The sequence below is a fragment of the Alcanivorax sp. genome, assembly GCF_040119285.1.
Classification (GTDB): domain Bacteria; phylum Pseudomonadota; class Gammaproteobacteria; order Pseudomonadales; family Alcanivoracaceae; genus Alcanivorax.
On record NZ_JBEDTY010000003.1, the window covers coordinates 86,164 to 102,368 of the forward strand.

General features: G+C 56.0%; 15 protein-coding genes and 1 pseudogene. 8 read left to right on the forward strand and 8 right to left on the reverse strand.

The features are described 5' to 3' along the window. Positions 1-100: 100 nt before the first annotated feature. Together hisI and cysS are read left to right on the forward strand one after the other, a co-directional pair. Positions 101-529, forward strand: a complete 429-nt coding sequence (gene hisI / locus ABNH10_RS00915) for a phosphoribosyl-AMP cyclohydrolase (RefSeq protein ID WP_349384332.1) — start codon at positions 101-103, stop codon at positions 527-529. Beyond that, positions 526-1,908 (forward strand): cysteine--tRNA ligase, encoded by a 1,383-nt coding sequence (gene cysS, locus ABNH10_RS00920; protein ID WP_349384333.1) that lies wholly within the window; start codon positions 526-528, stop codon positions 1,906-1,908. Before hisI ends, cysS begins: the two co-directional genes overlap by 4 nt. A 167-nt stretch (positions 1,909-2,075) precedes the next feature. Here the strand turns inward: cysS and ABNH10_RS00925 are convergent, their stop codons facing one another. From ABNH10_RS00925 to ABNH10_RS00935, 3 genes are all read right to left on the reverse strand, one after another. Beyond that, entirely contained in the window at positions 2,076-3,353 is a 1,278-nt protein-coding gene (locus tag ABNH10_RS00925) for a DUF2254 domain-containing protein (protein ID WP_349384334.1), read from the reverse strand. 80 nt (positions 3,354-3,433) lie between these two features. Then, a complete protein-coding gene (locus ABNH10_RS00930) occupies positions 3,434-4,123 on the reverse strand; it encodes an START domain-containing protein (RefSeq protein ID WP_349384335.1) in 690 nt (229 codons plus the stop codon). A 157-nt stretch (positions 4,124-4,280) separates the two neighbouring features. Further along, entirely contained in the window at positions 4,281-4,985 is a 705-nt protein-coding gene (locus tag ABNH10_RS00935) for an START domain-containing protein (RefSeq protein WP_349384336.1), read from the reverse strand. Positions 4,986-5,159: 174 nt separating this feature from the next. Between ABNH10_RS00935 and yidD the strand changes: the two genes are divergently transcribed. The 5 genes from yidD to ABNH10_RS00960 all read left to right on the forward strand — a co-directional run bounded on the left by yidD (position 5,160) and on the right by ABNH10_RS00960 (position 10,097). Then, positions 5,160-5,441, forward strand: coding sequence for a membrane protein insertion efficiency factor YidD (gene yidD / locus ABNH10_RS00940; protein ID WP_349384337.1), 282 nt, complete (start codon positions 5,160-5,162; stop codon positions 5,439-5,441). Beyond that, complete coding sequence (locus tag ABNH10_RS00945) at positions 5,438-5,791, forward strand: hypothetical protein (protein WP_349384338.1); 354 nt, start codon at positions 5,438-5,440, stop codon at positions 5,789-5,791. Before yidD ends, ABNH10_RS00945 begins: the two co-directional genes overlap by 4 nt. 161 nt (positions 5,792-5,952) lie before the next feature. Then, positions 5,953-8,022 (forward strand): TonB-dependent receptor domain-containing protein, encoded by a 2,070-nt coding sequence (locus ABNH10_RS00950; RefSeq protein ID WP_349384339.1) that lies wholly within the window; start codon positions 5,953-5,955, stop codon positions 8,020-8,022. 74 nt (positions 8,023-8,096) lie between these two features. After that, positions 8,097-9,416, forward strand: a complete 1,320-nt coding sequence (locus tag ABNH10_RS00955) for a hypothetical protein (RefSeq protein ID WP_349384340.1) — start codon at positions 8,097-8,099, stop codon at positions 9,414-9,416. A gap of 162 nt (positions 9,417-9,578) precedes the next feature. Then, positions 9,579-10,097 carry an outer membrane protein gene (locus ABNH10_RS00960; protein WP_349384341.1) on the forward strand — a complete coding sequence of 173 codons (519 nt, stop codon included), beginning with the start codon at positions 9,579-9,581 and terminating at the stop codon, positions 10,095-10,097. 219 nt (positions 10,098-10,316) lie between these two features. Here ABNH10_RS00960 and ABNH10_RS00965 read toward each other — a convergent pair whose 3' ends face one another. The 4 genes from ABNH10_RS00965 to ABNH10_RS00980 all read right to left on the reverse strand — a co-directional run bounded on the left by ABNH10_RS00965 (position 10,317) and on the right by ABNH10_RS00980 (position 14,779). Further along, a complete protein-coding gene (locus ABNH10_RS00965; RefSeq protein WP_349384342.1) occupies positions 10,317-10,790 on the reverse strand; it encodes a universal stress protein in 474 nt (157 codons plus the stop codon). Continuing rightward, complete coding sequence (locus tag ABNH10_RS00970; RefSeq protein ID WP_349384343.1) at positions 10,791-12,188, reverse strand: sodium/proline symporter; 1,398 nt, start codon at positions 12,186-12,188, stop codon at positions 10,791-10,793. 544 nt (positions 12,189-12,732) lie between these two features. Beyond that, entirely contained in the window at positions 12,733-13,692 is a 960-nt protein-coding gene (gene folE2, locus ABNH10_RS00975; protein WP_349384344.1) for a GTP cyclohydrolase FolE2, read from the reverse strand. A 175-nt stretch (positions 13,693-13,867) separates the two neighbouring features. Continuing rightward, on the reverse strand, positions 13,868-14,779 hold the full coding sequence (locus ABNH10_RS00980) for a tetratricopeptide repeat protein (RefSeq protein WP_349384345.1): 912 nt from the start codon (positions 14,777-14,779) through the stop codon (positions 13,868-13,870). A 195-nt stretch (positions 14,780-14,974) separates the two neighbouring features. Here ABNH10_RS00980 and dctP point away from each other — a divergent pair, with 195 nt between their 5' ends. Beyond that, positions 14,975-15,997: a TRAP transporter substrate-binding protein DctP gene (gene dctP, locus ABNH10_RS00985; RefSeq protein WP_349384347.1), complete on the forward strand. Its 1,023-nt coding sequence runs from the start codon at positions 14,975-14,977 to the stop codon at positions 15,995-15,997. Positions 15,998-16,052: 55 nt separating this feature from the next. On the opposite strand, the pseudogene ABNH10_RS00990 reads toward dctP, so the two are convergent. Next, positions 16,053-16,205: pseudogene (locus ABNH10_RS00990) on the reverse strand (IS4 family transposase); the annotation flags it as partial.

Consider the following 16,205-nt stretch of genomic DNA (forward strand, 5'->3'; position numbering starts at 1 on the left):
CACTTGGAGGGAGGACTGAGCGACAGCGAGGACACCTCCTCAGCGTGGTTCGCCCCTCAAGTGGGGCTCCTACAAAACACTGCTCCCGAAGAGGCACGTCATGTTCAAACACAACGAACAACAGCCAGAAGGCTTTCAGATTTCCCTCAAAGAAGCCCTCGACAACCTGGCGTTCAACGACGCCGGGCTAGTGGCAGCCATTGCCCAGCAGCACGACAGTGGCGAAGTATTGATGATGGCATGGATGAATCGCGAGGCCATTGAAGAAACCCTGACCACGGGACGCGTCTGCTATTTTTCCCGCTCGCGGGGGAAGTTATGGCGTAAAGGCGAATCCTCCGGGCAGGTACAAACGCTGAAAGAACTGCGTATTGATTGCGATGGTGACGCCTTGCTGGTGAAAGTGGACCAGACCGGCTCCGCCTGCCACACCGGCCGCCGCGACTGCTTTTATTGGAAAGCCGACGCCGACAATGTGACCATCGATAAAGCCCCCATCAAAGACCCCAAAGAGTTGTACGGCAAATGACCTTACGATTGCAGAACACCCTCACCGGCAAAAAGGACGAGTTCATTCCGCTGGACCCTAACCGCATCACCCTTTACGTGTGCGGCCCCACGGTTTACAACTTCGTCCACATTGGCAACGCTCGCCCGGTGGTGGTCTTTGATGTTCTGTACCGGTTACTGCAACGACTCTACCCGAACGTGGTCTACGCCCGTAACATCACCGACATTGATGACAAGATCATCAAGGCGGCAGCGGATAACGGCGAAGCGATCAGCACCCTCACCGAACGCTTTACCCAAGCTTTTGCCGACGACATGGCATCATTGAATGCCAAAACCCCAAGCATCATTCCCAAGGCCACCGATCACATCCCCGAGATGATCCAGATGATCGCTATCTTGGTAGAAAAAGGGCACGCCTACAAAGCCGATGGCCAAGTGCTGTTCGCGGTGGAATCCATGCCCGACTACGGCAAGCTCTCCGGTCGCAAACTGGAAGACATGCTTGCTGGCGCTCGGGTGGAAGTGGCGGACTACAAACGCCACCCCGGCGATTTCATTCTTTGGAAACCGTCCACCGATGAACAGCCCGGCTGGGACTCCCCTTGGGGACGTGGCCGCCCTGGCTGGCACATCGAGTGTTCCGCCATGATCCACAAGCACCTGGGTGATGTAATTGATATCCACGGTGGTGGCCAGGATCTAATCTTCCCGCACCACGAAAACGAAATTGCCCAAGGCTGCTGCGCCCACGGAACCGACTACGTGCGTTACTGGCTGCACAACGGCTACATCAACATCGACGGCGAAAAGATGTCCAAGTCCTTGGGCAACTTCCGTTTGGTCCGCGACCTGCTCACCCGGTACCACGGCGAAACGCTGCGCTTCGCGTTGCTATCGAGCCACTACCGCTCGCCGCTGAATTTCTCAGCCGATGTACTGGATAATGCAGAAAAAGGCCTGGATACGCTCTATTACGCCTTGCTGGGTCGCGGTGAAACCGTGGCACCAGAAGCGGGCTACCAACTGCCGGACAACCATCCGGTACTGGACGCACTAAAGGACGATCTGAACACCTCCGAAGCGGTCAGCGCCTTGCACGCTATTGCCGGTGAACTGAACAAGGCCGAGCTTGACGACAAGCCCAAGCTGAAAGCCGAACTACTGGCCGCCGCCGACCTGCTCGGCCTGCTCACCGTGGAGCCCACCGCCTGGTTCCAGAACAAGAATGCGAGCGAAGACGGCCTCAGCAACGACGCCATCGACGCCCTGGTGGAAGAGCGTACCCAAGCCAAGAAAGACAAGAACTTCGCCCGCGCCGACGAAATCCGCCAACAACTCACCGATGCCGGTATTCAACTGGAAGACACCCGCGAAGGCACCCGCTGGAGCCGATGACAAGAAACGTTCCACGCAGCATTCTTTCACGCAACAACGCGGTGCGAAGCCCGATTTCCCCCCATGTCAAAGTCGCGCCCGGAGACCGGGCCCCCTCCCTCCCTAGCTTGGCTGCAGGAGCGGTGGATCCACCGCGATGCCAAGTCCGCCGCCACCTTGTGCTGCCGTCAGCCTAGCAATGCCAACTGGTCCTGCCGGGACAGACTGCCGCGCACTTGTATTAGCCAGTGGCGCCGCTGTTGCTCTATCGCCCTTAACCGCTCCGACGGCACGGCCCGCTCCAGCATGGCCAACGAACTCCCCAGTGTGGCCAACACCGCCATATTTCCACTCGCGTTACAGACAATTTGGGTAAATGCCTCGCCTACATAATCCGCAAAATCCCGTTGCTTACACTGCAGCCGCAACTGCCCGTTAACGCGCCGAAACGGTTCCGGCATATGCCGCGCGGAGAGATCTGCAATCACCGCACCGAGGTACAGAACACATTGTTCTGCGGTGGTGGAATCATTGATCCCCGGAGACAAAGCCTTGATGGCGATATCCACCAACTGCCGAATGCCAAAGGCGGGATCTTGCTCGATGGTGCGATGCCGGTTGATTACATAACAGCGTAATAGCGCCGCGCAGCGTGCCGGCTCCCAGCCAGGCCCGTGCAAACACAACAACGGTTGCCCCTTGACCACAAACTCACCCACCGACACACACATGGTGATGATCTGCCCTTGTTCCTCGGCCTCCTTCACCAACCCGTTCAAGTAAACCTGCTGCACAAACCCAGTAAGGGGGGCCGATAATGTCTGCCCCCCCGTCGTTTGCGACCTTACCCTCTGGGCGCGTAGAGCAGCCGAGTTTTCCGCAACACGCCCAAACGCCTGATCGTAACGCCGGGCTATTGCTCTCAAGGTATCTTCGGTAATGGTCGCTACTACTTGAGAAACCTGAATTGAGCTGGCGATGTGATGAATGAAATAGATCAGTAGCGCCAACCCGACAAACGCACCAAACAACGCTACCATCACGGCGATGCCGTGCCCCAGCAGCAGAGGCTCCTCTGGCAACGCTCGCAATACCAACAGACAATAGGCAAACACGCCGACGATCACCGCCAGCGTCAGCTGGTTAATACGATTGGCCATGTAGTCGCGCAACACTCGGGGGGAATACTGGCTAGCCGCCTGAGCCAACACCAGCATGGTTATGGAGAAGGTCACCCCGGCCACGGTAATCATTGAACCAGCGATGGTCGTTAACACAGCGCTGGCGCCTTTCGGGCTTACTGCCAGCAGAGAAGCCCACCAATGTTGATCGGCCTTGGGCAACTCACCGGGGATGGCCGTCAGGGCAAACGCCAGCATCGACGCGCCGACCAGGAAACAGGCCGGCAACAACCACATGCTGGAGCGTAACTGGGTATACCACTGCTGAAACCGCGCCAGCACCATAGCTCGCCCTCACGTTTCGACCCGGGCGTATTACCCGGGGCGCCACTCACAAGTGATTCTACCGGCCTAGACGCCGGAAATTAGTCCTCCAATGACAGTGTGTCCATACCCGGCAGTGGCGGCAAATCTTTTCGGGTGGCATTGGCGAAGCGCGGTTTTTCCAGCTGGACCTTCAGGCTTTGCAAGGTTACTAATGGTGCCTTGGTGGACACCATATTAGTCAACCAAACGGGCACGCTACCGCCCAGGTCTATGAAGGTTTCGAACTGGACCCGTACCCAACCATCACCGATGTCCGTAATAACAAACTGGTTATCCAGTGCAGGGATACGTACATAACCTTCCTGTTTTTCCAGCACGCCTTCGGCATTAACACTGTGCAGGGTAATCGAACCGCTTTCATTATTCTGGCTAAGCGAGTTGGCCAGCACTACGTCACGGTCTGAAACCGGCCAGATACCATTAAAACGCATGTGAATTTCTACGCGCTCTTTCTCCGAAAGCCGCTCGGCGCCTTTGACCTGGAAAATCCACTCATGGAACGTATCCTCGGCGGTAATCACAGCCAGCACCGAGGTGACGGATGCCTTTACCTCGACAATACCCTTGAAGGCGTTAACGGGGCTGTTGGAAACGTCCCGTACATAGGTCGTGACATCACCTCGAGCCTCGCCCTGCTGGTTAGTTTTCCAGTTTGCTGCCCAAGCTGGATTCAGCAGCACTAAGGGGGCCAACAACGCCACACATATCGCTCGCAATATTTTTCTCATTACTTTTCTCTTCAACAGGACACAACAAAAAGTACGCTGCCCGCAGTATGCGACCAGCGGATAAGTATACAAGCAGCAGCCGGTGAATTGTCCTCAATTACCGGCGCGCATGCTTTCCATTCAGATTGTGACTCGTTACTCCGACTGCCGAACTTCCTCATTCAGGTTGATGGCTCTGCGGCAAATCTATCCCTTTCAATTTAGAGTAACGCTTCACCGCCTGGTCTAGCCCCGCCTTTTGGTAGGTTTCACTTCTGGCCATCTCACGCAGCTCCTGCAGGGTTTCTTGGGGCGCTTTGTGGGAAATGACGTTAGCCACCGAAGAGACATTGCCGCCGGGGTCAATAAAGGTTTCAAACTCAATGCGAGTCCAGCCATTGTCCAGCGGCGTCAGTACGAACTGATCTTCCAGCGCAGCAACGCGTACATACCCCGCATGCTCCGGTTCGCCATCCACCGCTTGAGAAGCCAGGGTAATAGCACCCGTTTCTTTGTTCTGCGTAGCGTGGGTCTTGATCAGAGCATCACGATCTTTGGCCGGCCAGATACCCTTGAGCCGAAGATACGCTTGATCATTATCCCGCAGTTCCAAAGACTGGCACTGGTACAACCATTCCGAGCAGGCGTTGGTGTCGGCCATCACCGCCAACACACTCAGCACTGAGGCCTGCACTTCAGTAACACCACGGAACGCTTTCACTGGGCTGTCTGCCATGGCTTTTTCGTAGGTACTGATATCGGTGCGCGCCTCACCTTTGTTCACCGTCTGCCAATCCGCTGCCATAGCGCCGGCAGTTAACATCAAGGTGACAGCCAAAGCCGATAGCCGTACCGGGCGAGTCCATCCTGTTGCTTTGTTCATGATCCCTCCTTGTAACCGCAAGGCTGCATTAGAATTCCATCGCCATGAAATCGCAGCACTTTCTTATCACGCCGCGAGTAAGACAATAGATCAACACTGGTATCTCCGTACCCGATGCCTTTATCATGAATCTTTTACAACCCACAACCTTTAACGACAGGCAGAATTTCGCTCGTGAAATCGCTTCTGCTTGGCGCCATCTGGCTATACCAGAAGGTGCTGAGCCCCTGGATAGGCAACCAATGCCGCTTCTACCCCACCTGCTCGGAATACGCCCGGCAGGCGGTAGTGACCCATGGCAGTCTGCGCGGCAGCGCACTGGCAGCGAAACGGCTGTGCAAGTGCCACCCATGGCACCCGGGCGGTTTTGATTATGTGCCCGGCACTGAGCCTGAACAGCAACCGCAACAGTGCACACCGCTATGCAACAACCACAGCGGGGATTCCTCACAATGATCCCGGCCACGCTGAGCTCATACCGTCGCGGGCACTCTTTGCCGCTGGTTTTACCGCTGGTTGTCGGGCTGTTTCTTGTCCAATTAATACTGGCATGGCACGCCCCCACCCACATTGACGTCGGACAACATAGCCCTACCAAGGACCTGTTAGCCTCTGCCGATTGCCAGGTCTGTACCCACGGCCACGGCATGCTGGCTCTGCCCAGCGCCTACAACGTGCCGGATACCACACGCACCGAGCCCGTTCCGCTTGCCCCCGCCACCACCGTGGCAAACCGTTACGAGCGCAATCCCTACCCGCCCCGCGGCCCCCCCTGCCTCTACCTGATTTCCGCTATTGCCCCCTGATCACGATGGCACACCACTTTGCTTTTCTACTCGAGAGGCATTTGCTGTGTTTGGCTGCCTTCAGGAAAGAACGTGTTTCCGGCATGAGTCCGGCCAGCCCCTTCAACCCGGCTGCGCCCTTTTACTCATGCCTTGCATGAATGTTAGAGACAGAGGTAGTTATGACTTTTCGACGCCAGACCCTCTCCGGGTGCGTCGCCGTGGCCCTATTGGCACCCACGGCAGTATTGGCTGAAGCTGAAAACAACAGTGCAGGCCTAGAGAAAGCTCACGAGCTAAAACAAGTGGACGTGTCCGCCCTGCCGCTAGGAAGCAGCAGCTCCAGCACACCCTATTCAGTGATGGATCAACAAACTCTCATTCAGAAGAACAAGGACACTCTCGGTGAAACCCTGAAAAACCAGCCCGGAGTCCACAGCGACACCTTCGGTGGTGGCGCCAGCCGACCGGTGATCCGTGGCCAGGGCGGACCACGCGTAGGTATTCTCAGTGACGGCTCCCAGGTGCTGGATGCTTCCAGCATTTCACCAGACCATGCCATCACTGTAGAACCCATGCTGGCTCGCCAGATCGAGGTTCTACGCGGCCCGTCTACCCTCCTCTATGGCAGCGGCGCCAGCGGTGGCATTGTAAACGTGCTAGACAACCGCATCCCCACCCAACGGCCTCTAGAAGAGGTGGAAGGTTTCGTGGCAATCCGAGCCAACAGCGTGGCCGATGAGAACGCCACCGCTGCAGGCATCACCGTTTCCGCTACCGACCATTTGGTATTTCGGGTGGAAGGTAGCCGTCGCGATGCGGAGGATTACGAAGTAAACGGCTTCGAAGAGCTCACCGTCCCAGGCACCTATGCGGAAAGCGACAATACCAGCATTGGAGCCTCCTGGATTGGCGATCAAGGTTTCTTCGGCATGGCTTACAGCTATCGCCGCGATAACTACGGGCTGCCCGGTCATAGCCACGAATTTGAAGAGTGCGAGGCCAACGGCACCAGCTTGAGCTGTCCTTCTGGCGGCCATGATCACGACCATGAGGGCGAAATTGTCCCCTACGTGGACCTGGCCAGCCGTCGAGTGGATGTCCGAGGTGAATACCGCGACCCCTTCTCGGGCATTGCTGCCATTCGCTTTCGAGGTAACCACACCGATTACCGCCACCACGAAATCGAAGAAGGGGCCATCGGCAGTACTTTCACCAACAAGGGTGAAGACGCGCGGCTGGAAGTGGAGCATAAACCGTTCGGTAACTGGCGCGGCGTGGTGGGGCTTCAGTACACCAACTTCGATTTCAGCTCCCTGGGGCATGAAGCCTTCGTGCCGAAAACCGAAACTGAATCCATCGCCATATTCGCGGTAGAGGAATATGTCCTCAATGAACAATGGTCCTTCGAATTGGGAGCGCGCCAGGAGCACCTGACGCAAACACCGGACCAACGCAACGGCCAGGCTCTTGCCAAAGTCACAGCGGACAATGCGTCTTTCTCCGGCGCAGCCAACTGGGCCTTTGTTCCCGGTTACGAGCTAGTACTGTCCGTAGGCCACTCTGGCCGAGCACCCAGTGCCCAAGAGTTGTATGCAGAGGGGGTTCATCTGGCCACCAACACCTACGAATGCGGCCTGCTCAGTGATTGCGGTGGAGGGCAACGTGACCTGGACGATGAAGTCAGCCTCAACGCCAACCTGAACCTGCGTAAAACCCGTGGTGATTGGTTGTTTGATCTGGGCGTGTTCGAAAACCGTATCAACAACTACATCTATGCCCGCACTCTGGATCAACAGGAAGACTTCCGGCTGATCAAGTACAGCCAGCGTGACGCCACCTTCACGGGTGCCGAAGCGTCTCTAAGTTACTACGGTATCGATCCGGTTGGCATCACCGTTTTTGGTGATATGGTCCGCGCTACCTTCGATGACGGTGGCTACCTGCCCCGCATTCCGGCCAAGCGACTGGGCGCTCGCCTCAATAGCTACGTGGGCAACTTCGACGGTGAACTGGAAGTGTATCGCAGCTTCGTTCAGGACCAAATTTCAGGGTTCGAGGAGCGCACCGCCGCCTACGACATGGTCAACGCCACCCTCAGCTACCGACTACGAGGCGACCAACGCTATACCTTCTTTGTGCGCGGTAACAACCTGCTGGGTGAAGAAGTGTTCAACCACTCGTCTTTCCTGGCCAGCACCGTGCCGGAGCCGGGCCGCAATATCACCGTAGGCACCCGCATTGAATTTTGAGCCGCAACGTTAAACGGCATCCGCACCGGCGCCTTTACTCCGCCGGGCACAACAATATGAATATGGAGAACCCCATGCCACGCATGATGAAAAACCTGAAACAGAACGCTGCACTGCCGCTGTCCCTGCTTGCCGCTCTTTCCATGGTCGGCTGTAACGAAACGGGCTCCAGTTCATTGGGTAGCAGTGAAGATGAACACGAGCATGCAGAGAGTGATCACCCCGGCCGCCTGGTGATTGCCGCTGGTGATGACGGCACCCAGCTCTACATGTATGACCTTGAGGCCAATGCCTTGCTGCCCGGCACCTTGAGCCTGGATTATGATGCCAGCGCACTCTACACCAGCCCGGGCAAGCGTTTTGTTCTGGCAATACAGCGTGATAACGACCAGCTACAGGTCATTGATGGCGGCCTCTACTTGCATGACGACCACGTGGATGAAGTGATTCCCTCCTTCGCAGGAACGCTGACTGGCCCGGCACCAACCCACTTTCGGGTTCATGGTGAACAGGCCGCCCTGTTCTATGATGGCGATGCAGACAACGCTGTCATGGCCCAGGTGGAGCTCCTCACCGATGAATCTTTGGAAACGGCCTCCAGCGAAGCCAGCCAAACGCTAACCAGTGCTCACCATGGCGTTGCAGAACCCCGTGGCGATGTGTTGCTCACCACCTTCCGCACCGCCGACATCGGCCTCCCGGAAACCGTGGACGTCTACCATCAGCACAACGATCACTATCACAAGGAAGACACCATCTCACCGACCTGCCCAGACCTGCATGGTGCAGGCTCAAACGAAGATTATTCCGTGTTTGGCTGTGACGACGGTATCCTGATCGTCCACCAGAACGGTGAGGAATTCACCGCTGAGCATGTGGATAACGCTACCCTGGGCCTTGCGGCTGGAGAGCGAATTGGCAGCTTCGACAGCCATCACGAACTGAGCCAGTTTATAGGCTATGCCGGTGATCGAGTCCTCGTCATACATCCGGAAGACGGCGACGCTGAAGAGCTGGATTGGACCGAAGGCGCCATTGTATCGCTAGAAAGCCATAGCCTTGACCCCCACGCCGAGCACCTAGTGCTGCTGGATGATGCCGGTGACCTGCGCATCTTTGATACAACCGATTGGAGTGAACATGCGCACGTAGAAGAGGCCATCGCGCCGGGCAATACTCATATGGTTGTGGCCGGTGAGCCCGCACATATTTATCTTTCCGATAGCGACAATCAATCTATCGTCGTGGTGCACCTGGAAGAAGGCAACGTTGAAGAATCACTACCCTTGACCTTCCCGCCTGCGGCTCTTGCCTGGGCTGGCCTTGATACCGACCATGACGAAGAAGACCATGAGGACGAAGACGAAGACGATCACGATGGCCATGACCATTAAGCATCGGAACTGCTAACACCAGGCTGCTTGCAGGGGGTTCTCTTCACCTTTTTCAAGCAGCCTTCTGTTTCCTCCCAAGACGGCACTGGTCGCCGTCGGCCTCACTTTTCACTACAATCAGTCTATTATTGCGTCGAGACTTAATACCCTGTGGGAGAACCCATGAAAAAAGTACTGTTTGCCGCAGCTTTGGCAATGCCCCTTGTCGCCAACGCCGGCGGTTTTGCTGGTATTGATATCATTAGCAGCGATATTGAACCTGACAACACCACTGCTAGCGCCAAACCCGAAGCGCTGCAATTCAAATTCGGCAGCTGGATCAACCGCGACGAAACCCTCGGTGGCGAAGTGCGTCTGGGCTTGGGCATTGATGAAGATGAACTAAGCAACAACGTGGACGTGGAGATCGACCGCTACTACGGTGCTTATTTTCGTGGCCAGTTCCCCAACACCATGCCGGTACGCCCCTACGGCCTGGTCGGTGCCACCTACATGGAAACCACCGAAAACGATAACTCCGGCGGTTCCGACGGTGAAAACTACAAAGACTTGTCTCTTGGCCTAGGGGTAGATTTCTCCATTTCCAAAAATCTGTTCCTCAACTTGGAGTACATGCGGCTAGTGGATCGCAGCGGTGACGAAATCACGCATCTTGGGCTTGGCCTGAATGGCCGGTTCTGATTAGGCTACGCACGCTTCAAGCAACACGCTGAACGAAAAACGCCCACCATTTAGTGGGCGTTTTTTTCGGGAGAGTGGAAAAAAACAGTTTGCCGACCTCCTGTGTGGTCCCGTGCTGAAAGCGAAGAGCAAACGTCACGTTTCCCACACACTACACGCTAGGAGAGAGGAGTCTTAGCCCCATTCGCTCATCTGCTCATCCTCACAATCATTACCCGATTATGCATAAGGCATGATCAGCAGAGGCTGCCGAATGTGTCGGGCAACGTAATCTGCCACACTACCAACCAATAGCCGCTGCCAGTTTTTTTGTCGTCGTCGCTGAAGAATGACCAGATTCACCGCCTCGCGATCGGCCACCTCGGTAATCACCTGACCGGTCTTACTACCCCGCGCCACCCGCGAGTCCACTTCATAGCCCATGGATTCCAGCTTTCGTGTGATATCCAGCATGTGCCGCTGCAATTCCACTTCCCGCGCAGCCACCTGCTGGCGTAACTGGCTCGGAGGGACCAGGCGTTTTCGAAACAGGGCGAGACTTTCCTCTGGGACCTCACACACCATCAGCACCAACAGGGACAAGGTGTCAGGGTCGATCAGGTCGGTGGCGGGATCCAGCTGATCAAGCGGCACCAAGGGGTCTACCGCATACAGCGCTTTGCGCTTATCTTGCTCGGGATTGGACTGTGGCATTCACGCCTCCTTCCGGTAGAAAGGCCGCATCACGGCATAAACCCCAAAAGACACCACCAGAGCCGGCAACAATTCATACAGGGATTCAGAATAACCAAGCGCCTGCCAGGTAATCAGTGTAGTGAAACCCGCAAGCATCATCACCAACGCCGTGGTCCGAGTCAGGCGGGCATGCATTACCCGCAGCACAATCACCGGCCCCAAGGTGCCCCCCAGCGACGACCAAGCGAACACTACCAGCGTAAACACATTAGCCGGCGCGGCCAGCGCCACCACCAGCACCACTAAGGTAATGCCCAAGGTCGCTATTTTGGTTCGTACATAGGATTGCCCGAACCGGGGAATCAAATCCTGGCTGATCGCCGCTGAGCAGGACAGCAACATGGAATCCGCCGTGGACAAGGTGGCGGCAAAGATGGCCGCCAGCACCATGCCGGCCAGCACATCAGGCAGATAAGCCTGGGCCATGGTGGGCAGTGTCAGTTCCGGATCAGACAGCTCTCCTGCGAGTAGTACGCGGGCGTAGAGACTGATGGTTACGGTCAGCAGCGCAAAGGGCAGGTACCAGGCAAAGTACACCTTGCGGGCTGCCGGGACGTCCTCTGGGCTGCGTAATGCAATGGTACGCACTAAAATATGCGGCTGACCAATAGCGCCAATGCCCGCCGCCACCCAGCCCAGTACAAAAGCACCGGTGCCAAAGGCCAAGTTATCCGGGGTCCAATCAAGCAGGGCCGGGTTAATGTTGCGCAGCTCATCGACCAGCCTCCACGGAAAACCCACGTTGATCATGGCAACAATGCACAACAGTACCATGCCAAACAACATCACAAACGACTGGGCTACATCAGTCCAAATAGACGCCCGTAAACCACCGGCAAAGGAATACAGCACCACCACCACCGCACCCAATACCGCACCCAGCCAAATTGGCCAGTCAAACATAACATGCAACGCCTTGCTTCCCGCCTTGAGCTGCGCAGCCGCATAAACCGACAGGAATATTAGGGTCAGCAGCGCAGACAAAATACGCAGGGGGCTGGAAGCCAACGCAGGGTTCTGGGAGGTGAGAGCAGGGATGGTATTGACCGGATGGGTTTCCGAATACTCTCGCAGGCGACGATGGAACCCTCGCCAAACAAACCAGTCCCCCACTAACCAGCCTAGCGCCACCCAGAAGGCCGACACACCGGCTACCCAGGTATAGCCAACCAGGCCGATAAACATGTACCCGGAGTTATTGGTGGCCACGGAAGACAGCCCGATGATCCACGCCGGGGTGTTATACCCCGCTGTCAGATAATCGTTAACGTCCTCATGTTTTTTCCGGATCGAGGAAATGCCGATAATCAGAAATAACGCCAGCACGCACAGAAAGCTGATCGCGGTGACACCCATACGCTAAACCGAACTCAGTTGAATTTACGATCCAGCATACACCCTGCCGTGCACTGTAAAAGCTGCCCCATATCAATTTATAAGCAATCAGGAATCATCACAAAAAGCGCATCTTAACAACGGGCCTATGCGGGCCGTAAAGACATCACGCGGACAACAGTCTGCAACGGGAGGCTATATCCGATAGTCGCTCACCGAAATCGGCCCGAGCAAATCCAGGACACGCATGAATATATACACGCCTTAAAAGGCCCGTTAAAAATCGCTGTATTGTGCCCCACTACCCAAACACGGCCTGTCGCTTCGGCAAAACTTTTCATTTACCACGGGGTTAGAGTTTTTTCTATAAGCCTTACCCTACAAACAGAGCCGTCTCGTCTGTTGAGCTCGGGCGGGGAATAGATCAGGCAAACACAAAAAAGCCCCCCTTCCGACAGGGGAAGGGGGGCTTTTTAATATTAACCGCGTTAGAGGCTGTCGCTACGCAGTTTTTTTCTTTTCCCTGCGGCATGATGCACCGCGTGTTGCATGACGCCTCGCTCAATCAAGGAATCGGCAGGTAACCGCCGTCCACTTCCTTGGTCACGATGGCGACCGCATTATGGGCGTGCAGGCTTTCCAGGTGATTCACACGCAACCAGAAGTCCTTGTAGCAAGACTGTGGGTTCAGCGCAGTCTTCAAGCGACGGGCCGCATCTTCACAGAACATCAGATTCTGGCCGTTCAACAGCGCGAATTCCTGTTCGTCCACCCGTTTCACCGCAGTCTGAACCGGGGTCTTCAGCGCACCCTCAATGGAATCGATCAACGCGGTGATCGGAAAAGCATCACCCTCACCGTGGTCCAGCAGGACACGAACCTGGGCAATAGAGCGCTGGCTGTGGGGGGTGGCCAGAACGCCCTCTTCGGTGCCCAGCCAATCGAACACGGCGGCCGTATCTACCGTACCTGCTTCAAAATCCTTGCGGAATTGCTCTTGAATCAGCTGGCGAGACAAGGCGGCTGAGCAAGGACAGGTAGAGGAGTACGGCACTTCCACTGACAACTCAATGCGCATGCCGTCTTCACACAGGGTGCCTTTGATACTGACCGGATAACTTTTCCAGCCAGAGTAGCTGCTCTTCAAGGCTGCGCGGCGCATGGAATATTCAAAGTCGAGCTGTACAAAACCGCGTGTGCTGAGGCCCTCATGGGTCTGCAGGAAGTTACGCAACAGTTGCTCAATGGAGCCCGCACTGACCGAGTGGTCACCAAAGGTCTCTTCCAACATCAAGAACAGACGCGACATGTGAATGCCTTTGGCATCCGCATTGGCCAAGTTCACATAGGCCTGAATGGAAGTGCTCACCGGACGTTCGCCAGCCAAGGTATCGCTGACGCGAGCAGGCAAGTGGATCTCACTCATACCCACCCAATCCAAGGTGGTGTGAATATGATCCACCATGGAGTTAGAGGCCACATCCGGCATCTGTTTGGTGCTACCGGCACCGTTGTCACGAGTCATGGGATTCTCCATTGGGGCACTGAAAACAGCCAGAATAAGGCTGCCCAAGTGAACGAAACGGTAATCCGCTCGTCATCGCCCGCTCATACAAGGGGGGCAAGTCTAGCAGAAACTGACTCGCAAATTGACCATTTACGGACGCAGGTTTTGCTATAAGAGCGACAGAAAGGGACTATCAGGTGGAAAAGCCCGCATCTTCGTCGCTGCCGACCAGTTCTTTGAAGCGGGGCAACTCGCGTAGGGGCTCGAACATTTCTTCGCTACGGGCATGGCGACGCAGGGTTTCCGCGGTCTGAATGGCTGCAGCCAAGTCGGTCAAGGCATTTTCTATTTCCCCCAGCCCGGACCAGGCACAGGCCCGTTGGTAGAGAGCGTGGGGATTCTCTTCATCCACTTCCAACACCCTATCACACAGGCTCAACGCCCAGCGCTGCTCACCCAACTCCAGGGCCGCATCCGCTTTCCAGGCCAATGCTTCCGGATCATCCGGGCGCAACTCCAAGATTCGGTCATAGAGTTCGATTTTGGCCTGGGCACTGGGCTCCTTGGTAGCCTTTAGCCACAGGCTGTGGATGTCGTTGGTGCGCTCGATTTCTTCCTGGTTCTCGGCAATAGAGAGAGACTTTCTACGCAGTTCACGTTCCAGATCTGCCAGCCGTGATTCATATTCACTGGTTAGCCGAGCCATTTCCTTTTCCGCGTACACTCGCACATTATCTTTCAGGTCACGGATAGTAGACCAACCCACCAAGGCAAGGATCGAGGCGGCGCCGGCAATGAGGTAGAAGAAATAAGTAACCGTATTGGTGGCATAGCCCATGGCCTTATCCGCCACTCCCAGCTCACGATCAGTCACCAGCAGATTCATCTGGTTGCGATATTCCATCATGTCCTGGCGCAAGATGCGTAATTCACTGAGAATCCAGTTCTCCCGAAACTGAGAAATCACGGGCCCCTTCTCAATCTCGCTCTGAGCCTCCGGTCTCGGTTGTTGTACGGCCACGTTGGCATCTTGCTCCGCCCATACACTGGCGGCCAGCACCAACAGCATGCTCAATACACCGGTACGCAGAATTTGTCTGATCAATGCCTTGCCCTCTCCATCACCTTTTGCCTGTGCTTTTCCGCCCCCGCAAACCCGCTCAGGCTGAACACGCCGTAGAACATTGCCTATGGTCGCATCATGCCTGCCGGGGTGCCAGCATTGCCGGCGACTCCCTTGACAGCTCAGCCCCAATGCAATGTAGTGATTGGCACCCACAAACACTATCAAGGTAAAGGCATGCGACTTAATCGATTTATTTGCGCCGCTACTTTTGGCTTTCTTGCCGCCACGACCACCACCGCCAACGCCGACACCTGGCGTTTCGGGCTGGAGGAAATTGCAGGCAGTGTTCAGCACAGCTATGCCGAACGCTTCAAGGCACTGGTGGAAGAAAAAAGTAAAGGGGAGGTCGACGTTCAACTGCTCCCCTACGGCAAATGGGGCTCCAGCTATTCCGCTCTGTACGACGCGGTCCAGGGTGGCGCCATTCAACTCGGCTTCGGCTCCGGCGCCTTGGGTGGAACGGTACCGGAAAGCCAACTGCTCAACCTGAACTATATTATGCCCAGCGATCAATGGGTAACCGCTCAAGGCCTGAACAGCGATACCTTTCTGAAGAGCAAGGCGTGGCAAGAATCTTTCCGCAAGCGCAGTTTGGTGCCACTGGCCGAACTGCCAGAAGGCTATCAGGTATGGACCAGTAACAAAGCGGTGAAAACGCCGGATGACATCGAGAACCTCCGCATCCGCGTGATGGACAACAGCCTACTGCGCGCCACCTATAAAGCCTATGGCGCGTCGCCCACATCCATTGCTTACGGCGAGCTGTATAGCGCTCTGCAACAAGGGCAGGCGGAAGGCAACATTCAACCAGTGTTTGCCCACGAGGAAATGGCCTTCTACGAAGTGCAGGACTACATGATCTTCGCGCAGCAGTCCCAGTTCGTGGCCACTCTGATCGGGAACGCCGACTGGTACGATGATTTGTCTGCAGACCAGCAGGAAATGATCCACGGTATCACCAAGACCCTGGTGCGCGAAGGTCATGATATCCAGAGCCAGTACAATGAAGAGCGCCTGGAAACCATTAAAAGCAAGAGCGACATCAATATCATCGAACTCACCGAAGCCCAACGCGACGCTTTCCGCGAGAAAGCCAAGCCGGTGCGCCAGGTGTATATCGATGAAGTGGGCGCTCGCGGGGAGCAATCATTGGGCGCCCTGCTGTCCGCCTTCGAAAAGGCCGCCAACGGAGAGTAACTTTCCCTTGCGCAGCTGACAAAAAAGCCCCGGCATTGCCGTAATGCTGTTCACTTAGAGGAGCAGCATTACGGTTTACCTGATAGCGGGTTTTATTGATCTTGACCGTCCTCGGCCTCGACGGCCTTGGGCGCTCTTCCAGAAATAAATTTCCCAGCCCCGCTCTCAGTTCTACTAGGCGCGCTCCGGTTCTCGATCGCGGCTGTGC

Coding starts and splice junctions, on each gene's coding strand:
- ABNH10_RS00955 (WP_349384340.1), top strand. CDS start 8,097: ATGCCACGCATGATGAAAAACCTGAAACAGAACGCTGCACTGCCGCTG.
- dctP (WP_349384347.1), top strand. CDS start 14,975: ATGCGACTTAATCGATTTATTTGCGCCGCTACTTTTGGCTTTCTTGCC.
- ABNH10_RS00935 (WP_349384336.1), bottom strand. CDS start 4,985: ATGAACAAAGCAACAGGATGGACTCGCCCGGTACGGCTATCGGCTTTG.
- ABNH10_RS00930 (WP_349384335.1), bottom strand. CDS start 4,123: ATGAGAAAAATATTGCGAGCGATATGTGTGGCGTTGTTGGCCCCCTTA.
- ABNH10_RS00960 (WP_349384341.1), top strand. CDS start 9,579: ATGAAAAAAGTACTGTTTGCCGCAGCTTTGGCAATGCCCCTTGTCGCC.
- ABNH10_RS00950 (WP_349384339.1), top strand. CDS start 5,953: ATGACTTTTCGACGCCAGACCCTCTCCGGGTGCGTCGCCGTGGCCCTA.
- ABNH10_RS00970 (WP_349384343.1), bottom strand. CDS start 12,188: ATGGGTGTCACCGCGATCAGCTTTCTGTGCGTGCTGGCGTTATTTCTG.
- ABNH10_RS00965 (WP_349384342.1), bottom strand. CDS start 10,790: ATGCCACAGTCCAATCCCGAGCAAGATAAGCGCAAAGCGCTGTATGCG.
- cysS (WP_349384333.1), top strand. CDS start 526: ATGACCTTACGATTGCAGAACACCCTCACCGGCAAAAAGGACGAGTTC.
- hisI (WP_349384332.1), top strand. CDS start 101: ATGTTCAAACACAACGAACAACAGCCAGAAGGCTTTCAGATTTCCCTC.
- ABNH10_RS00925 (WP_349384334.1), bottom strand. CDS start 3,353: ATGGTGCTGGCGCGGTTTCAGCAGTGGTATACCCAGTTACGCTCCAGC.
- ABNH10_RS00945 (WP_349384338.1), top strand. CDS start 5,438: ATGATCCCGGCCACGCTGAGCTCATACCGTCGCGGGCACTCTTTGCCG.
- folE2 (WP_349384344.1), bottom strand. CDS start 13,692: ATGACTCGTGACAACGGTGCCGGTAGCACCAAACAGATGCCGGATGTG.